The organism is Malaciobacter mytili LMG 24559 (genome assembly GCF_003346775.1).
In the GTDB taxonomy this organism is placed as follows: domain Bacteria; phylum Campylobacterota; class Campylobacteria; order Campylobacterales; family Arcobacteraceae; genus Malaciobacter; species Malaciobacter mytili.
Map to the genome: position 1 here is coordinate 31710 of NZ_CP031219.1, position 19928 is coordinate 51637.

The window sequence follows — 19928 nt, forward strand, 5'->3', positions numbered from 1 at the left end:
ATTTTTTTATCATATTTATGATAAAATGATATTATGAAAGTAATCATTTTTTTATTATTATATTTTTTTAATTTAGTTGCAAAAGAATTGATTTTACCTATAAATGAACAGATAAACTATAATATAGAAAAAGCTTTATTGGGTAAAAAACTCTTCTTTGATAAAAGACTAAGTAAAGATAATACAATCTCTTGTTCTTCTTGTCATGATATAGAAAAAGGCGGAGATGATAATAGGGATTTTTCTGTTGGAGTTGAAAATAAAAAAGGTAAGGTAAACTCTCCTACAGTTCTTAACTCTAGGTATAACTTTACTCAATTTTGGAATGGGCGAGCAAGAGATTTAAAAGAACAAGTTAGTGGTCCAATTCATAATCCTGTTGAGATGGGTTCAGATTTAGAGGAAATTGTAGAAAAATTAAAAAAAGATGAGTATTATGTTAAACAATTTAAAAATATTTATAAAGAGGGCTTAACTAAACAAAATATTGTAGATTCAATTGCTGAATTTGAAAGCTCACTAATTACTCCTAACTCTAAATTTGATAGATATTTAAAAGGTGACAAAACAGCTTTAAACAAAGATGAAAAAGAAGGGTATGAACTTTTTAAACAAAATGGTTGCATCTCTTGCCATAATGGAATAAATATTGGTGGAAACTTATTTCAAAAAATGGGTATTTTAAAAGAATATGCTTCAAAATCAGAAAATCTAGGTAGATATGAAGTTACTAAAGATGAAGAAGATAAAAATTATTTTAAAGTTCCTACACTTAGAAATATAAATCAAACAGCACCCTATTTTCACGATGCCTCTGCTAAGACTTTAAAAGAGGCTGTTGAAATTATGATAGAGTATCAATTAGGAATGAAACCTTTAGAAAATGAAGTTGATAAAATTGTTAAATTTTTAAAAACATTGGATGGTCAAAAACCTAAAATAATGGAAATGAAATGAAAAAACCTTTATTTATTGTTTTAACTTTTATTTTTTTGATTGTTTCTTTGGTTTATACAACAGATCAATCTAATAAAAAGATTGATGAATTTTTTAAATTTCAAAAAAATATCTCTTATTTAATTTCAACTAATAAAAACTTTGATATTTTTATGTCTAGTAGTATTTCATATAATAATTTTGATGTTATTCAAAAAGATATTTTTAAAATCAAAGATATTTTAAAAAATATTCAATATGAAAACTATTTTGAAAAATTAAAGCTTGATGATTTAAAAGTAGAGTTTTCTTTAATAGAAAAGCTTTTAAAAGAAAAAATGAACTCTATTGAGAAACTTAAATCTACAAGTGCTGTTTTAAATAACTCATACCGATATATTCAAAAGCTATACGAAGAGTTGGATAATAAACGATTTATTAAAATTTATACAAGAATTATTGGTTTAGAATTTAATAGTGAAATAAATATTGATAAATTAAAACAAAGTTTAGCTGAACTTTCAAATTTAACACCTAAAGAAAAAATATTTGTAAGGCATGCTGAAAATATTTTAAACTATTATGAAAAGTTTCACCAACAAAAACAAAAAATAAGAAATTTAAGTTTAAATAATAAATTAGAAAGCTTTGAAATAAAATATAATAACTATTCAGATGTATTTATTAAAGATATAAAAAGTGTTTTATGGATAATTATAATTTTATTATCTATAAGTATAGTTTTATTTTTATTTTATTATTCAAAAATAGCCTATCAAACTATACAATTAAATAGATTTAAACAAGCCGTAGAAAATAGTGATAATATTATTATGACAACAGATTTTGAACAAAAAATCAAATATGTAAATGAAAATTTTATTAAACATACTGGATATACATATAGTGATGTTATTGGTAAAAGAGCTTCTATTTTAAAATCTGGATTAAATAGTAAACATTTTTATGAAAAACTAAATAAGACAATTTATAGTGGACAAAGATGGTATGGAGAGTTTATAAATAGAAGAAAAGATGGTGAATTAAGTTATGAAAAAACAACTATCTCTCCTATTTTTAATGAAAAAGGGAAAATAATAGAGTTTTTAGCTATTAAGCTAGATGTGACTAAAGAGAAAAAAATAGAAAAAGATTTAAAAGAAAAAGAGCATATGTTAGCACAACAATCAAAGATGGTTGCAATGCATGAAATGCTTGATAGTATTGCTCACCAATGGAGACAACCCCTTTCTACTATTTCAACAGCTGCTAGTGGAATGAAGCTAAATAAAGAGTATGATTCTTTAGATGATGATACTTTTAATGATTTAATAGATGTTATAGTAGATAATACTTTATATTTATCAAGAACTATTGATAGTTTTAAAACTTTTTTTAAAACAAACCATGAAAATACGTTATTTAATATAAAAAATACTATTAATAAAATAATAGATTTAATTGGTTATAAATTTAATGAAAATAAAATAGAGTTTATACCAAATATACAAGAAGTAAATATGGAAGGCTTAGAACATGAGCTTATCCAGTCTTTAGTAAATGTTATAAATAATGCACAAGATGCTTTAGTTAAAAATGTAAAAGAAGGAAAAAGATTAATCTTTTTGGATGTTAGTAGTAAAGATAAAAATAGTATTGTAATAAAAATAAAAGATAATGGTTTAGGAATAGATGAAAAAATTATAGAAAATATTTTTGAGCCATATTTTACTACAAAGCATAAAAGTCAAGGTACAGGAATAGGACTTTATATGACTTATGAAATTATCTCTAAACACTTTTATGGAACAATTGATGTAAAAAACTGTGAATATACTTATGAACAAAACAAGTATAAAGGTGCAGAATTTACAATTATAATCCCAAGTAAAAAAAATGATAGAAAATAATAAATTAAAACTTTTGTATGTTGAAGATGATGAAATTACAAGGGAAAATGCAGTAGAGTTCTTAGAAGATTATTTTGAGTTCATCTATGAGGCAAAAGATGGTTTAGAAGCATTAGCTTTATATAAACAATACTCTCCTGATATTATAATCACTGATATTCAAATGCCAAAAATAAATGGTCTAGAATTTGTAAAACAACTTAGACAAAATGATAAAAAAACACAAATAATAATTACAACAGCATATAGTACAAAAGAGTATTTATTAAAAGCTGTGGAATTACAGCTAATAAAGTATCTAATAAAGCCTATAAAGCAAGAAGAATTAGTTGAAGCAATAACTTTATGTATAGACTCTTTTAAACATAATAGCTCAAATATAGTTGATATTTGTGAAAATATTAGCTTTGATATTTTTAATAAAACTTTACAAAAAAATAATGAAATTGTAAAACTTAGAGCAAAAGAGATACTTCTTTTAGAACTTCTTATTAAAAATCAAAATAGATATGTAACTTATCAAGAAATAGAAAACTATGTTTGGGCAGAAGATATAATGAGCAAAGATGCCTTAAAGACTTTAGTAAAAAGATTAAAGTCTCATTTTTGCTGTAATTGTATCTCTAATCTTTCTGGTGTTGGTTATAAATTAGATGTATGATATAAATATAGTATTAGCTTATGGAGTAACTTTTGGAATACTTTTAATGAGTATTTTATATACGGCAATTAGATATATTTATATTAAAGAGTTATTTTATTTGGCATATTGTTTAATGCAGATTTTTTCTTTAGGGTATATAATAACATATAGCCAACTTTTTTTTATACCTGTAATTTTTGAAGATATTTTTTTAGTTTTTGCAACTATTTTTGCAATAGTTTTTGCTTTTGTTTTTTTTAAAGTTGAGTTTATTCCTACTTTTAAAAATACTAAACAACTACTATATTTTACTGCTTTTTTTATTTTTGCTCTGGCAACAGTATTTTATCACTATGTACTTTTTGAGTATTTGCCTTATAGTGTTATTTATTTCTTACTATTTATTTCTGTAATTTTTAATATAAATAAAGGATTAAAAGCCACTTTAATCTATGTTCTTGGTTGGTCTTTTGTTTGTTTATTTTTATATATAATGCAGATTAAAAGTTTATATATACAAAGTGGATATATTGATTTAGTTTTAATAGCTTTTGCAATTGAAGCAGTTTTATTTACTCTTAGTTTGGCAAATAAATATAAAGAATTAAAGCTTCAAAATCTTAATTATGAAAATATGCTTTTACATCAAAATAGGCTTGCAAAATCAGGTTCTATGATTGTAAATATTGCCCATCAATGGAGACAGCCTTTAAATAGCCTATCTTATATCTTAATTAATTTAAAATCTAAGTATGAAAGTGATAATTTAACAAAAGAGTATTTTTATAAAAAATTTAATCAAGCAAATGAGCAATTACAATTTATGTCAAAAACAATTGATGATTTTAAAGACTTTTATACTCCTTCTAAAAAGAAAGAGGAATTTTATATTAAAGATTCAATACAAAAAGCCTTTACTATTTTAAATGCAGATATAAAACAAAAAAGAGTAAATGTCTCTTTTGATTTTCATGCAAATGAGTTTTTAAAAGTTTATGGGATTTCAAATGAATTATCTCAAGTTATTTTAACTTTAATAAAAAATAGTATAGACGCTGTAAAAAATGAAAATGAACCTTTTATAAGAGTTGATGTTAGTAGTGATAGTACTTGGATAAAAATTGAGATTGAAGATAATGGGTGTGGAGTTAAAGCTAAAGATATTCCAAATCTTTTTAAAGCTTACTATACAACTAAAAAAGAGGGTTTTGGAATAGGTTTATATTTAGTAAAAACTATTATTGAAGATAGTTTTATGGGAAAAGTTGAAGTGAAAGCTTTAAAAAAAGGTATAAAGTTTATTATATTTTTGGAAAAAAGTTTTTAAAACTTCTATTTTTCCTCTTTTTTCTTTAAAGCTTCGTAAGCAACTAAGATTTTTTTTCTTTCAACTCCCCATCTATATCCAGTCATTGCCCCTGATTTTCCCAATACCCTATGACAAGGGATTAAGTATCCAATAGGATTTGAACCAATAGCATTTGCAACAGCCCTTACAGCTTTTGGATTATTTAGATATTTTGCCACATCTTGATAGGTTGTAATTGAGCCATCTGGGATATTTATCAAAGCTTTCCATACATTAATTTGAAAGTTTGTACCTTTTACATAAAGATTAAATTTTTTATCTTTTTTTATAAAAATACTATTTAACACTTCAGCGGCTTTTTCATCATCTTTTATAAGATTTGCATTTGCCCAAATCTCTTTAAATCTTTTTTGTACAGCTTGTTTACTTTTATCATAAAAGCCTAAAAAACAAATACCTCTTTTTGTTGTGGCTATTAATGCATTCCCAAAAGGAGTATATCCATATCCATAAGTTATCTCTACATTTTGTCCTAGTTCTTTATACTCTTTAGGAGTTACTCCAATAATATTTACAAATAAATCATGTAAACGACTTGGGCTTGAAAGTCCTAAATCAAGAGAGCTTTCTAATATAGAAGTGGATTCTTTTAAATGTTCTTTTGCATAGTTTAAAGTAATTGATTGTAAAAATTGTATAGGAGTTACTCCCACATACTCTTTAAATACCCTAATAAAGTGATATTTACTCATACCAATATGTTGAGCAATTGTATCAATACTTGGTTGGTCTTTGAAGTTTTCATCAATATATTGTATAGCTTCTACAATTTTGTTATAGTTTTCATTTTGTAAATATAGTTTATTTTCACCCATTGTATATCTTAAAAAAAAGGTTTAAGCAGCAAAGTATACCACTTAAACCTTTAATATATTTACAAGTAAATTAATTAGTAAGTTCCTTGAGTATAAATAACAAACTTAGAAGCAAGCTCTTCAAGTTCTTTATTTACTTTTTCTTGAAGTTGCGTATTTTCAATGTCATCTAATACATCACATATTTTATTTGCTATATATTCAAACTCTTCTTCTTTCATCCCTCTTGCTGTTAATGCTGGGCTTCCTATTCTTATACCACTTGTTACAAATGGACTTCTTGTCTCTCCTGGTACTGTATTTTTATTTACTGTTATCCCTGCTTTCCCTAATGCTGCATCTGCATCTTTCCCTGAAAATGGTTTATTTAAAAATGATACTAATACTAAGTGATTATCTGTTCCATTACTTACTAAATCATATCCTCTTTTTACTAGTACTTCTGCTAATACTTTTGCATTTGCTTTTACTTGTTTTGCATACTCTTTCCATTGTGGTTTTAAAACTTCTCCAAATGCTACTGCTTTTGCTGCTATTACATGTACTAATGGTCCACCTTGTAATCCTGGGAAAATTGCACTATTGATTTTTTTTGCTATTTCCTCATCATTTGTCATTATCATCCCACCTCTTGGACCTCTTAATGTCTTATGAGTTGTTGTTGTTACTATATCTGCGTATGGGAATGGGCTTTGGTGCTCTCCTGCTGCTACTAGTCCTGCTACATGTGCTATATCTGCAAATAAAATTGCTCCTACTTCATCTGCTATTTCTTTAAATCTTTTAAAATCTATCTCTCTTGCGTATGCACTTGCTCCACATACTATAATTTTTGGTTGAACTATTTTTGCTATATCTAATACTTTATCATAGTTAATTCTTCCATCAAGTTCTACTCCATAATAGAATGCTTGATAGTTCTTACCTGAAAAAGATGGTTTTGAACCATGTGTTAAGTGTCCTCCATGTGATAAATCCATTCCTAGGATTTTATCTCCTGCACTTAATAATGCTGCATATACTGCACCATTTGCTTGGCTTCCTGAATGTGGTTGTACATTTGCATATTTACATCCAAAGATTTCGCATGCTCTATTGATTGCTAATTGTTCTACTTCATCAGCAAATTCACATCCTCCATAATATCTTTTATATGGATAACCCTCTGCATATTTATTTGTAAAAATAGAACCCATTGCTTGCATTACTGCTGGGCTTGTAAAGTTTTCACTTGCTATCATCTCTAAATGATTTGTTTGTCTTTTTAATTCATTCTCTATGATGGAAAATACTTTTTCATCTGCTTGTGCTAAGTTCTCATTTGATAAAAAACTCATATTATTCTCCTTTAACTTATTTTATTAAACTTCTAAATCTTCGAAAGTATAACTAAATTAAAAATTATACACAATCCAGATATTGCTAATTTATTTAAAACTATCATTTCTTGGATATATAAATGATATAACCTGTTCTTTATAAACTTCATTTGGTTTTTCTTTTGCAAACATTATAATTTTAAGTTTAATTGGTGTTGATTTTGTATCAGATAAAAACAGCCTTTTTTTTGTTTCTATAATTAATACTTTTTTAACTCTTTTATCAATTTCAAGTTTAAAAGGTTTAAATCTTTTTATCTCAAAGTTTTCATTATCTTCAAGTTTTATATCAAAAGTATAAGCCTCTTTAGACCTATTTTGTATAGTTAATAAATAGTTATTTGAAACTTGAGCATTATTTTTTATTTCATATAGATTTGTTGTTTTATTTACATTTAGTAAAAAATACTCTTTTTTTGAAGCTGAAAAGATTAGTAAAACTACACATATTGCTATTGCTAAATAGTACATAATATTTCTAAGACTAAAAAATTGTGTTTTTGTATCTTTTAGTACTTCATTTGTACTTCCCCAATTTACAAGTGTTTTTTTACCAAGTTTTCCCATTACACTTGTACAAGCATCTACACATTCTAAACAGTTAATACATTCAACTTGTAAACCTTTTCTAATATCTATTCCTGTTGGACAAATTTTAACACAAGCTTCACAAGTAGTACACTCTTGAGCTGCATCCCACTGTTTTACATTAAAAATAGACTTTTGTCCTTTTTCATAGATATTCCCTCCTCTATTTGTATTATAAATAGCTTGGATTGTATTATCATCATATAAAACAGACTGTATTCTAGAGTAAGGACAAACATAAGTACAAAAATGTTCCTTTGTAAAAACAATATCATATACTAAAAACAGTGCTACTGTTACAATAAACATTACCATAAATACATGTTCTTGTGGGTTTTGCATATATATGAAGAAATCTTTAGGTGGAATAAAATACCACATAAAATTAGTTGAAATAATTAGTGCTAAAATTCCAAAAATACCAATTGCTAGTACTTTTTTTATTTTATTTTCTGTTTTTGAATAATCAATATTTTTTTGTTTATTTTTTATTCTTCTTAGATTAAAGATTTTTGATTCTAATAAATCTCTATAAATTACTCTAAAGATAGTTTGTGGACAGGCCCATCCACACCAAACTCTACCTCCAATAGCAGTCATTGCAAAAATACCAATAAAAAGAATCATAAGTAAAAATGGCATTATATAAAGTTCTTGCATTTCAAAGGCAAAACCTAAAAAATGAAATTCCATTCTATCAAATGATAATAATAACATATGATTCCCATTTACTGTTATAAAGGGTAATACTAATGTAAAAATAGTAATTGCAAAGAAGTTAAGATATCTTTTTTTTGCATACGTCATAAACGCCTCCTAAAATATTTAATAACACTTTAGTGACATTTGGTGGCAAAAAAGTAAGCTAGAAATAAAAAAGTAAAAATTTGTCAAATTAGATATATTTTATCTAATTTGACCATTTCCTAAGATTTTATATTTAAATGTTGTAAGATCATTTATTCCCATAGGTCCTCTTGAGTGAAGCTTATTTGTAGATATACCCACTTCAGCTCCAAGTCCAAATGCCCCTCCATCAGTAAATCTTGTACTAGCATTTGCATATACACAAGCAGCATCTACTTCATCTAAGAATTTATTAATAGTTGAGTAATTTTCACTAATAATACATTCAGAGTGTCCTGAACCATGTTTATTAATATGATAAATTGCTTCATTTACATCTTTTACTATTTTTATAGATAAGATATTTGCAAGATACTCAGTATCATAATCTTCTACTGTTGCACATTGAATATCTATAATCTTTCTTGTCTCTTCACAACCTCTAAGCTCTGTTTGTTGATATACAAAAGCTTCATGAAGTGCAGGTAAGATATAGTTTGCTACTTCTTTATGTACTAATAAAGTCTCCATAGAGTTACAAACTCCTGGTCTAGAGCATTTTGCATTTATTGCAATTTCTAAGGCTTTTTTGCCATCTGCATATTTATCAATATATGTATGACATAATCCTTTATCATGTTTTACCACAGGAACAGTAGCATTTTGACTTACAAATTTTATAAGTGCTTCTCCTCCTCTTGGTACAATTAAATCCACATATTTATCTTGTGTTATAAGTTTTGCAACACCCTCTCTACTTGAATCTGGAAGTAAAGAGATAGCCTGTTCGGGAAGTTTATTTTTGGCTAATACATTTCTTAAGATATTTGCGATGGCTTGATTACTATTATGGGCTTCTTTTCCACCTTTTAATACACAAACATTACCACTTTTAAAACAAAGTGCAGCAGTATCACTTGTAACATTTGGTCTACTTTCATAAATAATCCCAATTACTCCAATAGGAATAGATACTTTTTGAATATTTAATCCATTTTCTGTTACCCAGCCATCTAAAGTTTTACCCACTGGGTCTTTTAAAGCAGCAATTTCTCTTATTGCTTTTGCCATTGCTTTTACTCTATCCGCTGTTAGTAAAAGTCTATCTTTTAAATCAAGGCTTAAATTATTATTTTCAGCTTCTTTCATATCTTTTGAATTATTATGAACTATAAAGTCACAATGTTCAATTAAAGCATCTGCCATTTGATTTAATACTTTATTCTTAGTTTCTCCACTTAAAGTAGCAATTTCTCTACTTATTTTTTTTGATTCTTCCAAAAATTGTTGCATTTTCTTTCCCTAATTTTTTTACAAATGAAAGTTATTTTATCTAAAGTTTGTTTATATTTGAAGTATGAAGGAGTTTTGTAGTAAAAAGAGGGATTTAATCCCTCTTTTTTATGCAATAATTGAATTTAATTTATCAGTTAATGCTTGTTTAGAAGAAGCACCAACCATTTGATCTACAATCTCACCATCTTTCATAAAAATAATAGTAGGAATAGATCTAATTCCGTATTTAACAGCTAAGTCTTGTTGCTCATCTGTATTTACTTTACAAATATTTGCTTTACCTTCAAAATCAGCACCTAATTCTTCAATCACAGGAGCTAACATTCTACAAGGTCCACACCAAGGAGCCCAGAAATCTACTAAAGATACTCCATTTGCAACTGTACTATCAAAATTATCTTGTGTTAAATCAATATATTTTCCCATAAAATTTCCTTTATATTTTTTAATGGCTGAATTTTATCTATTTAGAAACTATTTGTCAAGTATGTACTTATTAGTTTTATAGTAACTATTAAGTAACTATTAAAAATAAAAGCTGTAAAATTATAAAAAATTAAAGGCTAACTTATGGAATCAAAAAAATATAATTGCTTTTTCCAACTTGCTACTGATATAATTGGTGGTAAATGGAAAGGTATGGTTCTTTGGGCTTTAAAAAAAGATGTAAGAAGAAATGGGGAGTTAAAAAGACTTATTCCTAATATTTCACAAAAAATGCTAACTCAACAATTAAGAGAGCTTGAAGAAGCTGGAATTGTAGAAAGAATAGTATATCCTGTAATTCCTCCTAAAGTGGAATATAAACTTACAAGTGCAGGAGAGAAACTAATTCCTATTTTATATGATTTACATGATTGGGGAAAAGAGTATGCAAAAAACAATGAAATAGGAATAAAGTTTAGTGAAGATGCTCATTGTGTTATCGATTAGAAAATAAAGGAATAAAAAATTCCTTTATATTTTTACTAAATATCTTCCTATTGCTTTTGAGTTTAGTATTTTATTATAAGCCTCTTTTATTTGCTCTAAAGAGATTTGTGTTACTAAAGAGTTAATATTCTCAACTTTATACTCTTTTGCAACTTTTTGCCAGATTTTTTCTTTTTTCTCTAAACTTATTTCCACTGAATCAATACCGATTAATCTTACACCTCTTAAAATAAATGGAAATACATTTGTATTTAATTCATATGAAGAAGTTAATCCACAACAAGTAGCAACACCATTATATTTTAGTTGTTTTAAACTATGAGCTAAATATTCTCCTCCTACTGTATCCACAACTCCATCATATTTTTCACTTAAAAGAGGTCTTTTATTTTCAATATCAAACTCTTGTCTTAAAATAACATCTTTTGCACCTAAAGATTTTAAAAACTCTATTTGTTCTTTTTTTCCTGTAATTGCACTAACTTCATATCCCAATTTTGATAAGATGCATACAGCAATACTTCCTACTCCTCCTGTTGCACCAGTAACTAAGATTTTACCTTTTGTTATATTATTTTGTTGCAGTTCATTAATACTTAGTGCAGCTGTTAATCCAGCAGTTCCATATATCATTATCTCTTTTTCATCAAGTTCTTTAGGAATTTTTATTGCCCAAGATGAAGGAACTTTTGCATACTCTTGATGTCCTCCATTTGTATTCATCCCAAAATCATAACCTGTTACTACTACTTTATCACCTTTTTTAAAGTTGCTACTTTTAGACTCTATAACCTCTCCTGATACATCAATCCCTGTTATATGAGGAAAAACTTTTGTAACTCCTGGATTTCCTATTGAACTTAGAGCATCTTTATAATTTAATGAAGAATATAAACACTTTATTAAAATTTCATCTTCTTTAATTGTTGGTATTTCTATATCTTTTATAGAAGCTTCATATTTTTTATCATCAATTTTTTCAACTACAAATGCTTTCATTTTTTCCCTTTAATTAAATATATTTAAAAAAGTTTAGCTAAAATAAATAAGAAGCGCAAGAACTTACACAAAAGATATTTAGTTTCAAAAAAGATACTAAAGAGAAAAAAAATGATAAAAGAAATAGAATATATAGATGATATAGAAAATGAAAAATGTCCAGTTGAAACAGCACTAGATGTTATAGATGGAAAATGGAAAATTTTAATACTTTGGTATTTAAGAAGAGATACAAAAAGATTTAATGAACTACAAAAACTTATGCCAAAAATCACACAAAAGATGTTATCAACAAAATTAAAAGAGTTAGAAGATGATGGTATTATTTTAAGAGTTGTATATCCAGTAGTTCCACCAAAGGTTGAATACTCTTTAACTTCTTATGGAATGAGTTTAAAACCTATTTTAAAGCAGTTATATTTATGGGGAGAGGAGCATAAAAAAAGATAAAGAGAATTTCTCTTTATCTTTTATTTAAAGTTTTTATCTAAAGCTGTTCTAATTCTAAGATTTACTTCTTCGTATCCTAAAATTGCCATAATATCATAAACTGATGGAGCTTGTGTTCCTCCTGTTAAAGCTATTCTTATTGGTTGGAATAGTTGTGGGAATTTTAACTCAAATTTTTCAATAAATGGTTTTGTAACTGTTTCATAATCACAAGCTAAATGTAAAGACTCTTTAGTCTCTTCTAAAGTTTTTAAATATGCATCTAAGAATTTTGCTGTATCTTCTTTTATAAATTTATTTACACCTTTTTCTTCATAGCTTTCTGGTCTATTTAAAATATTTGCAATTGCATCTTTTAATTCAACTAAAGTTTGAGCTCTCTCTTTTGTTAAATCTAAAATCATCTCTTTTTTATCATGACCTTCTAAATAACAATCAAAAAACTCTAATTCTTTAGATAATCTTTCATTTGAAATATTTTTAATATAGTGTGCATTTAACCAAAGTAATTTTTCTTGATTATAAGATGATGCTGATTTATTTATATTTTGAGGATCAAAAAGTTCTAACATTTCTTCCATAGAAAAAATTTCTTGATCTTTATTTGACCATCCTAATCTTACTAAAAAGTTTAAAAGAGCTTCTGGTAAATAACCTTGATTTTTATACTCCATTACATCCATTGCACCATCTCTTTTAGATAGCTTTTTACCTTGTGGATTATTTATCATTGGAACATGATAAAATTTTGGAATTTCAAATCCTAATGCTTCATAAACAATAATTTGTTTTGCTGTATTAGTTAAATGGTCATCTCCTCTAATTACATCAGTTATTCCCATTAATGCATCATCAATAGCAACAACAAAATTGTATGTTGGAAAACCATTGCTTCTAGCAATTACAAAATCATCCACTTCATCACAATTGATATTCATTATAGATTTTACACCATCAACAAAAGTGATTTTTCCTTCTTGTGGTGCTTTAATTCTTACCACTGGTTCTACACCTTGAGGAGGAGTTCCTGTAAAGTCTCTATATCTTCCATCATATCTTGGTGTTTGCTTATTTGCCATTTGCTCTTCTCTTAAAGCATCTAGCTCTTCTTTTGACATATAACAATAGTAAGCTTTGCCATCATCTAAAAGTTGTTGAATATATTTTTTATAAATATCCATTCTTTGTGATTGGTATTCTACTACACCATCATAATTTAACCCTACCCAATCAAAAGCATTGATAATTGCTTTCATTGCATCTTCATTATTTCTTTGTGTATCTGTATCTTCAATTCTTAATCTAAATACACCATTTGTTTTTCTTGCCCATAAATAGTTGTATAAAGCTGTTCTTAATCCACCAATATGTAAATATCCTGTTGGGCTTGGTGCAAATCTTGTAACTGCCATTATTCTTTATCCTTATTTTTATAACTTTTAAAAAATCCAATTGCTGAGACTATTGCTACACTGGCAATAAATACTATCATTACAATATCAAGTGCTTCCATTAGCTTCCTTTTCTTTTAATTGACCACATGCAGCTGAGATATCAAGACCTTTTGATTCTCTTATAGTGCAAAGCAATCCTTTGCTTAATAAATACTCTTGGAATTTTACCATATCTTTACTTTCTGGTCTTTGATATGTAGTACCTGGATATGGATTAAAATAGATTAAATTTACTTTTGCATTTATTCCATTTAAAAGTTTTACTAAATTATCTGCTGATTTTATATCATCATTTTTATCTTTAATAACTAGATATTCAAACATAACTTTTTTTCTAGTATCAATAGGAAATTTTCTAACAGCATCAATAATTGTTTTTATATTATAAGCTTTATTCATTGGAATTAATTCGCTTCTTAATTCATCATCAACAGCATGTAAAGAGATAGCTAATTGTATTCCTAAATCTTCTTTTCCAAGTTTCTCTATTTTTGTACTAATTCCTGAAGTTGAAACAGTTTGTCTTCTTCTACTAATTGCTAATCCATCAAGTTCACTAAATATCTTTACAGCTTTTACAAAGTTGTTGTAATTATCAAGTGGTTCACCCATACCCATATAAACTATATTTAAAGATTTATTTTCAGGTATTTCATTATCTCTTTTTATATTAACAATTTGAGCTATATACTCTCCTACTGTTAAATTTCTAACAAAACCACCTTTTGCTGTAAGGCAGAAACTACACCCTACTTTACATCCAACTTGAGATGAGATACATACAGTATATTTTTCACTTCTTTCTATTGTTCCATCTTCAGCAATTTTTTTCTTTTTCATCAATAATAAAACAGCTTCAACAGTTACCCCATCATGGAGCCTAAAAAGATATTTAATACTTCCATCTATACTTTTTTCTTTTTTTATAATTTGCATTACATCAATTGTATAGTTTTGTTTTAACTCTTCAATTAAGTCTTTTGGTAAATTTTTCATTTCTTCAAAAGAGCTAGCGTATTTTTTATATAGCCAGTTATATACTTGTTTTGCTCTAAATGAAGGTTTTAATTTTTCTTTTAATTCTTCTAAAGTGAAATCATAAATTGATTGCATTTCTACCTTTCTTTCACATAATATATAATTATTATATCTTTTTTTTACCCTATTTTTGCTTTGGTAACATATCTAATTTTTATTCTAAAAAAATTAGATATGTTATTAAATTTAATTAAATTGTTTCACGTGAAACAATGATATGAAAGAGTTAAATTTATAAATAAAGTATTTATATATAAAATAAATAAAGATAAAGAAGTATTTAAAATAAATCGTAAATATGGAAGTATTTAAAAATAAAGATATAAAAATATTTTTATATTAAAACTAGAAAAAGTAATTATAAATTAGATTAAATTTAAAAGATTAAGAAATAAAAATTCTTAATCTTTATAAAAAAAATTTTTTATGTTTCACGTGAAACAATGAAGTGAAATACTATTTTATTATATTTTTTTCAATTAAATAGTTTGTTAATTTTGACATTGCTTCTTTATGATTTTTTAAAAAATCTTCATGGGCATTTTCATTTGTATAGTTTGTTACTATAAAAATTCCACCAACTGGAATTTGAAACTCACGAGCTACTTGAAGTACAGAAAAATATTCCATATTTTCTATACCTATTCCATAGGCATTAAATTTTTTGCTTAAAGCAAAATTTGTAGAAATATAGTTTGAACTATTTACTATAGTATCATTTCTTACAAATTTATTTTCAGATTCTAAGACATTATCAAGAGGAGTATAAGAGTTGTTGTTTAAAAAAGACAATTCTATATTTGAAGCTCTTTTTGATTCTATAATATCAAAAATATTATGCTCTCCATATGAACCAGCACTTCCAACAAAAAGTAAAAAGTCAGGTTTATTGAAAAGACACAATCTTGTTAGATTAATTGCCATTTCTATTAAACCTACTCCCATAGGTTGTGCAAAATTAAAGACTTCATTTTTTCCTGCGCAGATTATCATTTACACTCCAATATATAATTAGCCGTAAGCTTTAAAGTTCTATCTTCTTGTTCTGGTAAAGGAAATGAATCATTTGCTGATTCTTTTGCAGCAGAAATCATTACTTCTCTTGAATTTCTATAAATTGGAGAGTGTATAGAATTGATATGAATATTTTTTATAGAACAACTTTTCTTTAAATCTTGAGATAAAATTTTTGTATAGTTTTCTATCCAAGCAATAGCTTCAAATCTCATAATATCTAAAGCAACAGTTGCACTACTTTCTTTAACTTCCCACATAAGATTAGAAATTACAATAGAGGTATCTCTATGTTCTTTTAAATTAATAAGGCCATTTAAAAATTTATTTATATTTTTTGGTTCAGGAGAACTAATAGTATAGTTTACTTCACCTAAATATCCATCAACTTTTGGAGTATTACTTATATATTTATAAGTAGGTTTAATATGAAATATACCTAGATTCTTATTTATATATTTTGCATTTTTTATATATTCATTAAATTTTTCTAGTTTTGTAGAAATTAATGATTCATTATCTGATTCAATTCTAATTTTTATATTAGAGCTTAAAATATCAGGTTGAAGTTTTTTATCAAATGTTTTATTAAAATTTATTTCATATGAAAATAAAGATAAAGGTAAAACAGTTAATAGTAAACTTTTTTTAAATAAATTCTTCATAATTAAATCCTTACTGGAATATTATTCTCTCTTAAATAGTGTTTTAATTCCATAATATCAATCTCTTTAAAGTGAAAGATTGATGCAGCTAAAGCTGCACTTGCGCCATGTAAAAAGGCATCTTTTATATGTTCCATAGTACCAGCACCACCACTTGCTATTACAGGAATATCAACAACAGAAGAGATTTGTTCTGTTATATTTAGTTCAAATCCAGTTTTTGCTCCATCTGTATCCATAGAAGTTAAAAGAATCTCTCCAGCCCCTCTATTATAGACCTCTTTAGCCCAAGTAATGGCATCAAGTCCTGTATCTTCTCTTCCGCCTTTTACAAAAACATGGTATGAACCATCGGCTACTTTTTTTACATCAATAGCAACAACTATACATTGACTTCCAAATCTTTTTGCACCTTCATCAATAAAATTTGGATTTACAACAGCTGATGAATTAATAGAAACTTTATCACAACCTACATTTAATAGTTTGTAAATATCTTCTAATTTTCTTATTCCTCCACCTACAGTTAAGGGAATAAAAACCTCTTTTGCTACATCTTTTACTATATCTACAATTGTATCTCTATTTTCATGACTTGCAGTAATATCTAAAAATGTAATTTCATCTGCACCTTCATTATTGTATCTTTTTGCTACTTCTACAGGATCCCCTGCATCTCTTAATCCGACAAAATTAACACCTTTTACTACTCTTCCATCTTTTACATCTAAACAAGGTATTATTCTTTTTGCAAAATTACTCAAACTTTTTCCTTCTTTTTAATCTAAAAAATCTTATCTAAATGTAAGTTAAAATCAGATATACTCTTTGCTTATGGAAAATATTAAAGCTAAAAAAAAATACGGACAAAATTTTTTAATTGATACAACTGTTCTAAATGGAATCATCCAAGCGATGCCCAACAACAATAATTATATTGTGGAAATTGGACCTGGCTTAGGTGATTTGACAGAGAAATTAGTCAAGTACAAAGATATGACTGCTTATGAAGTAGATACTGATTTAATTGGTATCTTAAGGTCTAAATTTCAAAAAGAGATAGAGTGTAACAGATTTAAATTAATACATACAGATGTATTAGAAGCTTGGGACAAGCAAAATACGTTACATACGGGTAAATATGACATGATTGCAAACTTACCCTACTATATCGCAACAAACATTATATTAAGAGCATTAGAGGATGCTAATTGTGAGCATATAATTGTTATGATACAAAAAGAAGTGGCACTTAAATTTACTGCAAAAGTAAATGATAAAGAGTTTTCTTCTTTAGCTATTATTGCACAATTATTAACAACCGATTCAAAGATATTATTTGATGTTCAACCTGAGTCATTTAATCCTGCTCCAAAGGTTGTTTCCTCTATTCTTTATCTAAAAAAAGATTTGAATAAGTCTGTATGTAATGATTTTAAAAAGTTTTTAAAAGTTTGTTTTTCACAACCTAGAAAAAAACTATCTAAAAATCTTGCTGCACAGATAGATAAAGAGTTGCTATCACAAATCTTTAAAGACCTTAATATAAATGATAACATTAGACCTCATGAAGTTAGCGCATCTTTGTATAGCCAAATGTATACAAAGGTAAAAAATGGAAGAAACGAAAGTACAGACGATACAAGAGGATAATGTAGAACAAAAGAAAAGTGCCAATAACAGGCAACCAAGAAGAAGTAGAAAACCTAAAAACAATAATACTTCAACTGCTCCCATAGCTACAAATGATAGTGAAGGGAATATAGATGAAAAAAAATCTATTCAAAGAAAAAGAAAACCAAAACCTAAAACGCAACCACAGCAAACAAAAGGTGAAGGTTGGATTAATGATTTAAAAAAAGCTCATCAAATAAATGAAAGAATTCATAAAGATAGATTAAATCCCCACTATAAATTAAATCTAAATACAAATGCAAAAGTTAGGATAACGCCACTTGGTGGTTTAGGTGAAATTGGTGGAAATATGATGGTTATGGAGACAGAAACATGTGCTTTAATCATTGATGTTGGTATGAGTTTCCCTGATGAAGATATGCATGGTGTAGATATTCTAATCCCTGATTTTACTTATATTAGAGAGATTAAAGATAAAATTGCAGGTATTATTATCACTCATGGACATGAAGACCATATTGGAGCTATGCCATATTTATTTAAAGAGATGCAATTCCCTGTTTATGGAACATCTTTACCTTTAGAAATGATTGGTTCAAAATTTGATGAACATAAAATGAGAGAGCATAGAAAATACTTTAGAGCTATTCAAAAAAGAGTTCCAATTAAAATTGGTGAATTTGAAGTTGAATGGATGCATATTACTCACTCAATTATTGATTCATCAGCAATTGCAGTAAAAACTGAAGCAGGGACAATTATTCATACAGGAGATTTTAAAATTGATCATACTCCAATTGATGGTTATCCAACAGATTTACATAGATTAGCACATTATGGAGAAGAAGGGGTATTACTTCTTACTAGTGATTCAACAAATTCACACTCTCCTGGATTTACAAAATCAGAAAAAACAGTAGGCCCTACTTTTGATAAAATTTTTGCAAATGCAAAAGGAAGAGTTATTATGTCTACATTCTCTTCAAATATCCATAGGGTTGCACAAGCAATTGAAAGAGGATTAAAATATAATAGAAAAATATGTATTATTGGTAGATCTATGGAGAAAAACTTAGAGATTGCTATGAGTTTAGGATATATTAAATTCCCTAGAGACCAATTTATTGATGCCCATGAAATTAATAAATATAATGATGGTGAAGTTTTAATTGTAACAACAGGAAGCCAAGGTGAATCTATGAGTGCACTTTATAGAATGGCTATTCATGAACATAGACATATTAAGATTAAACCAGAAGATCAAATTATTCTTTCAGCAAAAGCAATTCCAGGAAATGAAGGAAGTGTTTCTGGTATTATAAATCATTTATTAAAAGCTGGTGCAAAGGTTGCATACCAAGATTTTAGTGATATTCACGTATCAGGACATGCTGCACAAGAAGAGCAAAAACTAATGCTAAGATTAGTTAAGCCGAAATTCTTTATGCCAGTGCATGGAGAATATAACCATGCTATAAAACATGGACAAACTGGAATTGAGTGTGGAATTTTAGAAAGAAATTTATATATAATGAGTGATGGAGAGCAAATAGAAGTTTCTCCAAAATATCTTAAAAAAGTAAAAACAGTTAAAACTGGAAAAGTATATATAGATAATCAACTTAATCATAAAATTTCTGATGATATTGTTCTTGATAGACAAACAATGGCTAAAGAAGGAGTTATTGTTATTGTTGCTCAAGTAAATGAAAATGATAGAACACTTGCTCAAAAACCAAGAGTTACTTCATTTGGACTTGTTCCTAATAAACAAGATAGAGTATTTAGTAAAGAGATTGAAGAACTATTGGCAACTGCACTTAAAAATGCAAGACCTGGTATCTTTAAAAACAACAAAATTTTAGAAGATGAAATTAGAAAAGTTGTTAGAAAACATTGCATTAGAAAATATAAAAAATATCCAATGATTGTACCAACTTTATTTGTTCAATAAGGAA

Annotated in this window: 19 protein-coding genes; 8 read left to right on the forward strand and 11 right to left on the reverse strand. The window is 26.9% G+C overall.

What is annotated here, in order from left to right:
- Positions 1–30 precede the first annotated feature (30 nt).
- From AMYT_RS00180 to AMYT_RS00195, 4 genes are read left to right on the forward strand one after another with little or no spacing between them, the layout of a single operon-like run.
- On the forward strand, positions 31–957 hold the full coding sequence (locus AMYT_RS00180; RefSeq protein ID WP_228197913.1) for a cytochrome-c peroxidase: 927 nt from the start codon (positions 31–33) through the stop codon (positions 955–957).
- A complete protein-coding gene (locus AMYT_RS00185) occupies positions 954–2846 on the forward strand; it encodes a PAS domain-containing sensor histidine kinase (protein WP_114840563.1) in 1893 nt (630 codons plus the stop codon). Before AMYT_RS00180 ends, AMYT_RS00185 begins: the two co-directional genes overlap by 4 nt.
- A complete protein-coding gene (locus tag AMYT_RS00190) occupies positions 2833–3507 on the forward strand; it encodes a response regulator (RefSeq protein WP_114840564.1) in 675 nt (224 codons plus the stop codon). Before AMYT_RS00185 ends, AMYT_RS00190 begins: the two co-directional genes overlap by 14 nt.
- Positions 3500–4816, forward strand: coding sequence for a sensor histidine kinase (locus tag AMYT_RS00195; RefSeq protein ID WP_114840565.1), 1317 nt, complete (start codon positions 3500–3502; stop codon positions 4814–4816). The genes AMYT_RS00190 and AMYT_RS00195 overlap by 8 nt, the downstream gene beginning before the upstream one ends.
- A 5-nt stretch (positions 4817–4821) precedes the next feature.
- Here the strand turns inward: AMYT_RS00195 and AMYT_RS00200 are convergent, their stop codons facing one another.
- The 5 genes from AMYT_RS00200 to trxA all read right to left on the reverse strand — a co-directional run bounded on the left by AMYT_RS00200 (position 4822) and on the right by trxA (position 10208).
- Positions 4822–5673: a bifunctional helix-turn-helix domain-containing protein/methylated-DNA--[protein]-cysteine S-methyltransferase gene (locus tag AMYT_RS00200; protein WP_114840566.1), complete on the reverse strand. Its 852-nt coding sequence runs from the start codon at positions 5671–5673 to the stop codon at positions 4822–4824.
- 74 nt (positions 5674–5747) lie between these two features.
- Positions 5748–7010, reverse strand: coding sequence for a serine hydroxymethyltransferase (locus AMYT_RS00205; protein ID WP_114840567.1), 1263 nt, complete (start codon positions 7008–7010; stop codon positions 5748–5750).
- A gap of 90 nt (positions 7011–7100) precedes the next feature.
- Entirely contained in the window at positions 7101–8447 is a 1347-nt protein-coding gene (ccoG, locus tag AMYT_RS00210) for a cytochrome c oxidase accessory protein CcoG (RefSeq protein ID WP_114840568.1), read from the reverse strand.
- Positions 8448–8546: 99 nt separating this feature from the next.
- The gene (locus tag AMYT_RS00215; RefSeq protein WP_114840569.1) at positions 8547–9779 is read right to left on the reverse strand and encodes a glutamate-5-semialdehyde dehydrogenase; all 1233 of its coding nucleotides are present in this window, start codon (positions 9777–9779) and stop codon (positions 8547–8549) included.
- 108 nt (positions 9780–9887) lie between these two features.
- Positions 9888–10208: a thioredoxin gene (gene trxA / locus AMYT_RS00220; protein WP_114840570.1), complete on the reverse strand. Its 321-nt coding sequence runs from the start codon at positions 10206–10208 to the stop codon at positions 9888–9890.
- A 144-nt stretch (positions 10209–10352) separates the two neighbouring features.
- Between trxA and AMYT_RS00225 the strand changes: the two genes are divergently transcribed.
- Positions 10353–10715, forward strand: a complete 363-nt coding sequence (locus tag AMYT_RS00225; RefSeq protein ID WP_114840571.1) for a winged helix-turn-helix transcriptional regulator — start codon at positions 10353–10355, stop codon at positions 10713–10715.
- Between the two features lie 24 nt (positions 10716–10739).
- Here AMYT_RS00225 and AMYT_RS00230 read toward each other — a convergent pair whose 3' ends face one another.
- The gene (locus AMYT_RS00230) at positions 10740–11714 is read right to left on the reverse strand and encodes a YhdH/YhfP family quinone oxidoreductase (RefSeq protein ID WP_114840572.1); all 975 of its coding nucleotides are present in this window, start codon (positions 11712–11714) and stop codon (positions 10740–10742) included.
- Positions 11715–11825: 111 nt separating this feature from the next.
- Between AMYT_RS00230 and AMYT_RS00235 the strand changes: the two genes are divergently transcribed.
- A complete protein-coding gene (locus tag AMYT_RS00235) occupies positions 11826–12164 on the forward strand; it encodes a winged helix-turn-helix transcriptional regulator (RefSeq protein ID WP_114840573.1) in 339 nt (112 codons plus the stop codon).
- A 20-nt stretch (positions 12165–12184) separates the two neighbouring features.
- On the opposite strand, the gene gltX is transcribed toward AMYT_RS00235, so the two are convergent.
- From gltX to hisF, 5 genes are all read right to left on the reverse strand, one after another.
- Entirely contained in the window at positions 12185–13576 is a 1392-nt protein-coding gene (gltX, locus tag AMYT_RS00240; RefSeq protein WP_114840574.1) for a glutamate--tRNA ligase, read from the reverse strand.
- A gap of 87 nt (positions 13577–13663) precedes the next feature.
- On the reverse strand, positions 13664–14731 hold the full coding sequence (gene rlmN / locus AMYT_RS00245) for a 23S rRNA (adenine(2503)-C(2))-methyltransferase RlmN (RefSeq protein ID WP_114840575.1): 1068 nt from the start codon (positions 14729–14731) through the stop codon (positions 13664–13666).
- 381 nt (positions 14732–15112) lie between these two features.
- Positions 15113–15649 carry a phosphorylase family protein gene (locus AMYT_RS00250; protein WP_114840576.1) on the reverse strand — a complete coding sequence of 179 codons (537 nt, stop codon included), beginning with the start codon at positions 15647–15649 and terminating at the stop codon, positions 15113–15115.
- Positions 15646–16335 (reverse strand): SIMPL domain-containing protein, encoded by a 690-nt coding sequence (locus tag AMYT_RS00255; protein WP_114840577.1) that lies wholly within the window; start codon positions 16333–16335, stop codon positions 15646–15648. The genes AMYT_RS00250 and AMYT_RS00255 overlap by 4 nt, the downstream gene beginning before the upstream one ends.
- Before the next feature lie 2 nt (positions 16336–16337).
- Positions 16338–17099 (reverse strand): imidazole glycerol phosphate synthase subunit HisF, encoded by a 762-nt coding sequence (gene hisF, locus AMYT_RS00260; RefSeq protein ID WP_114840578.1) that lies wholly within the window; start codon positions 17097–17099, stop codon positions 16338–16340.
- Positions 17100–17169: 70 nt separating this feature from the next.
- Between hisF and rsmA the strand changes: the two genes are divergently transcribed.
- The gene (gene rsmA / locus AMYT_RS00265; RefSeq protein WP_114843117.1) at positions 17170–17988 is read left to right on the forward strand and encodes a 16S rRNA (adenine(1518)-N(6)/adenine(1519)-N(6))-dimethyltransferase RsmA; all 819 of its coding nucleotides are present in this window, start codon (positions 17170–17172) and stop codon (positions 17986–17988) included.
- Positions 17951–19924, forward strand: a complete 1974-nt coding sequence (locus AMYT_RS00270; RefSeq protein WP_114840579.1) for a ribonuclease J — start codon at positions 17951–17953, stop codon at positions 19922–19924. Before rsmA ends, AMYT_RS00270 begins: the two co-directional genes overlap by 38 nt.
- Positions 19925–19928: the final 4 nt, after the last annotated feature.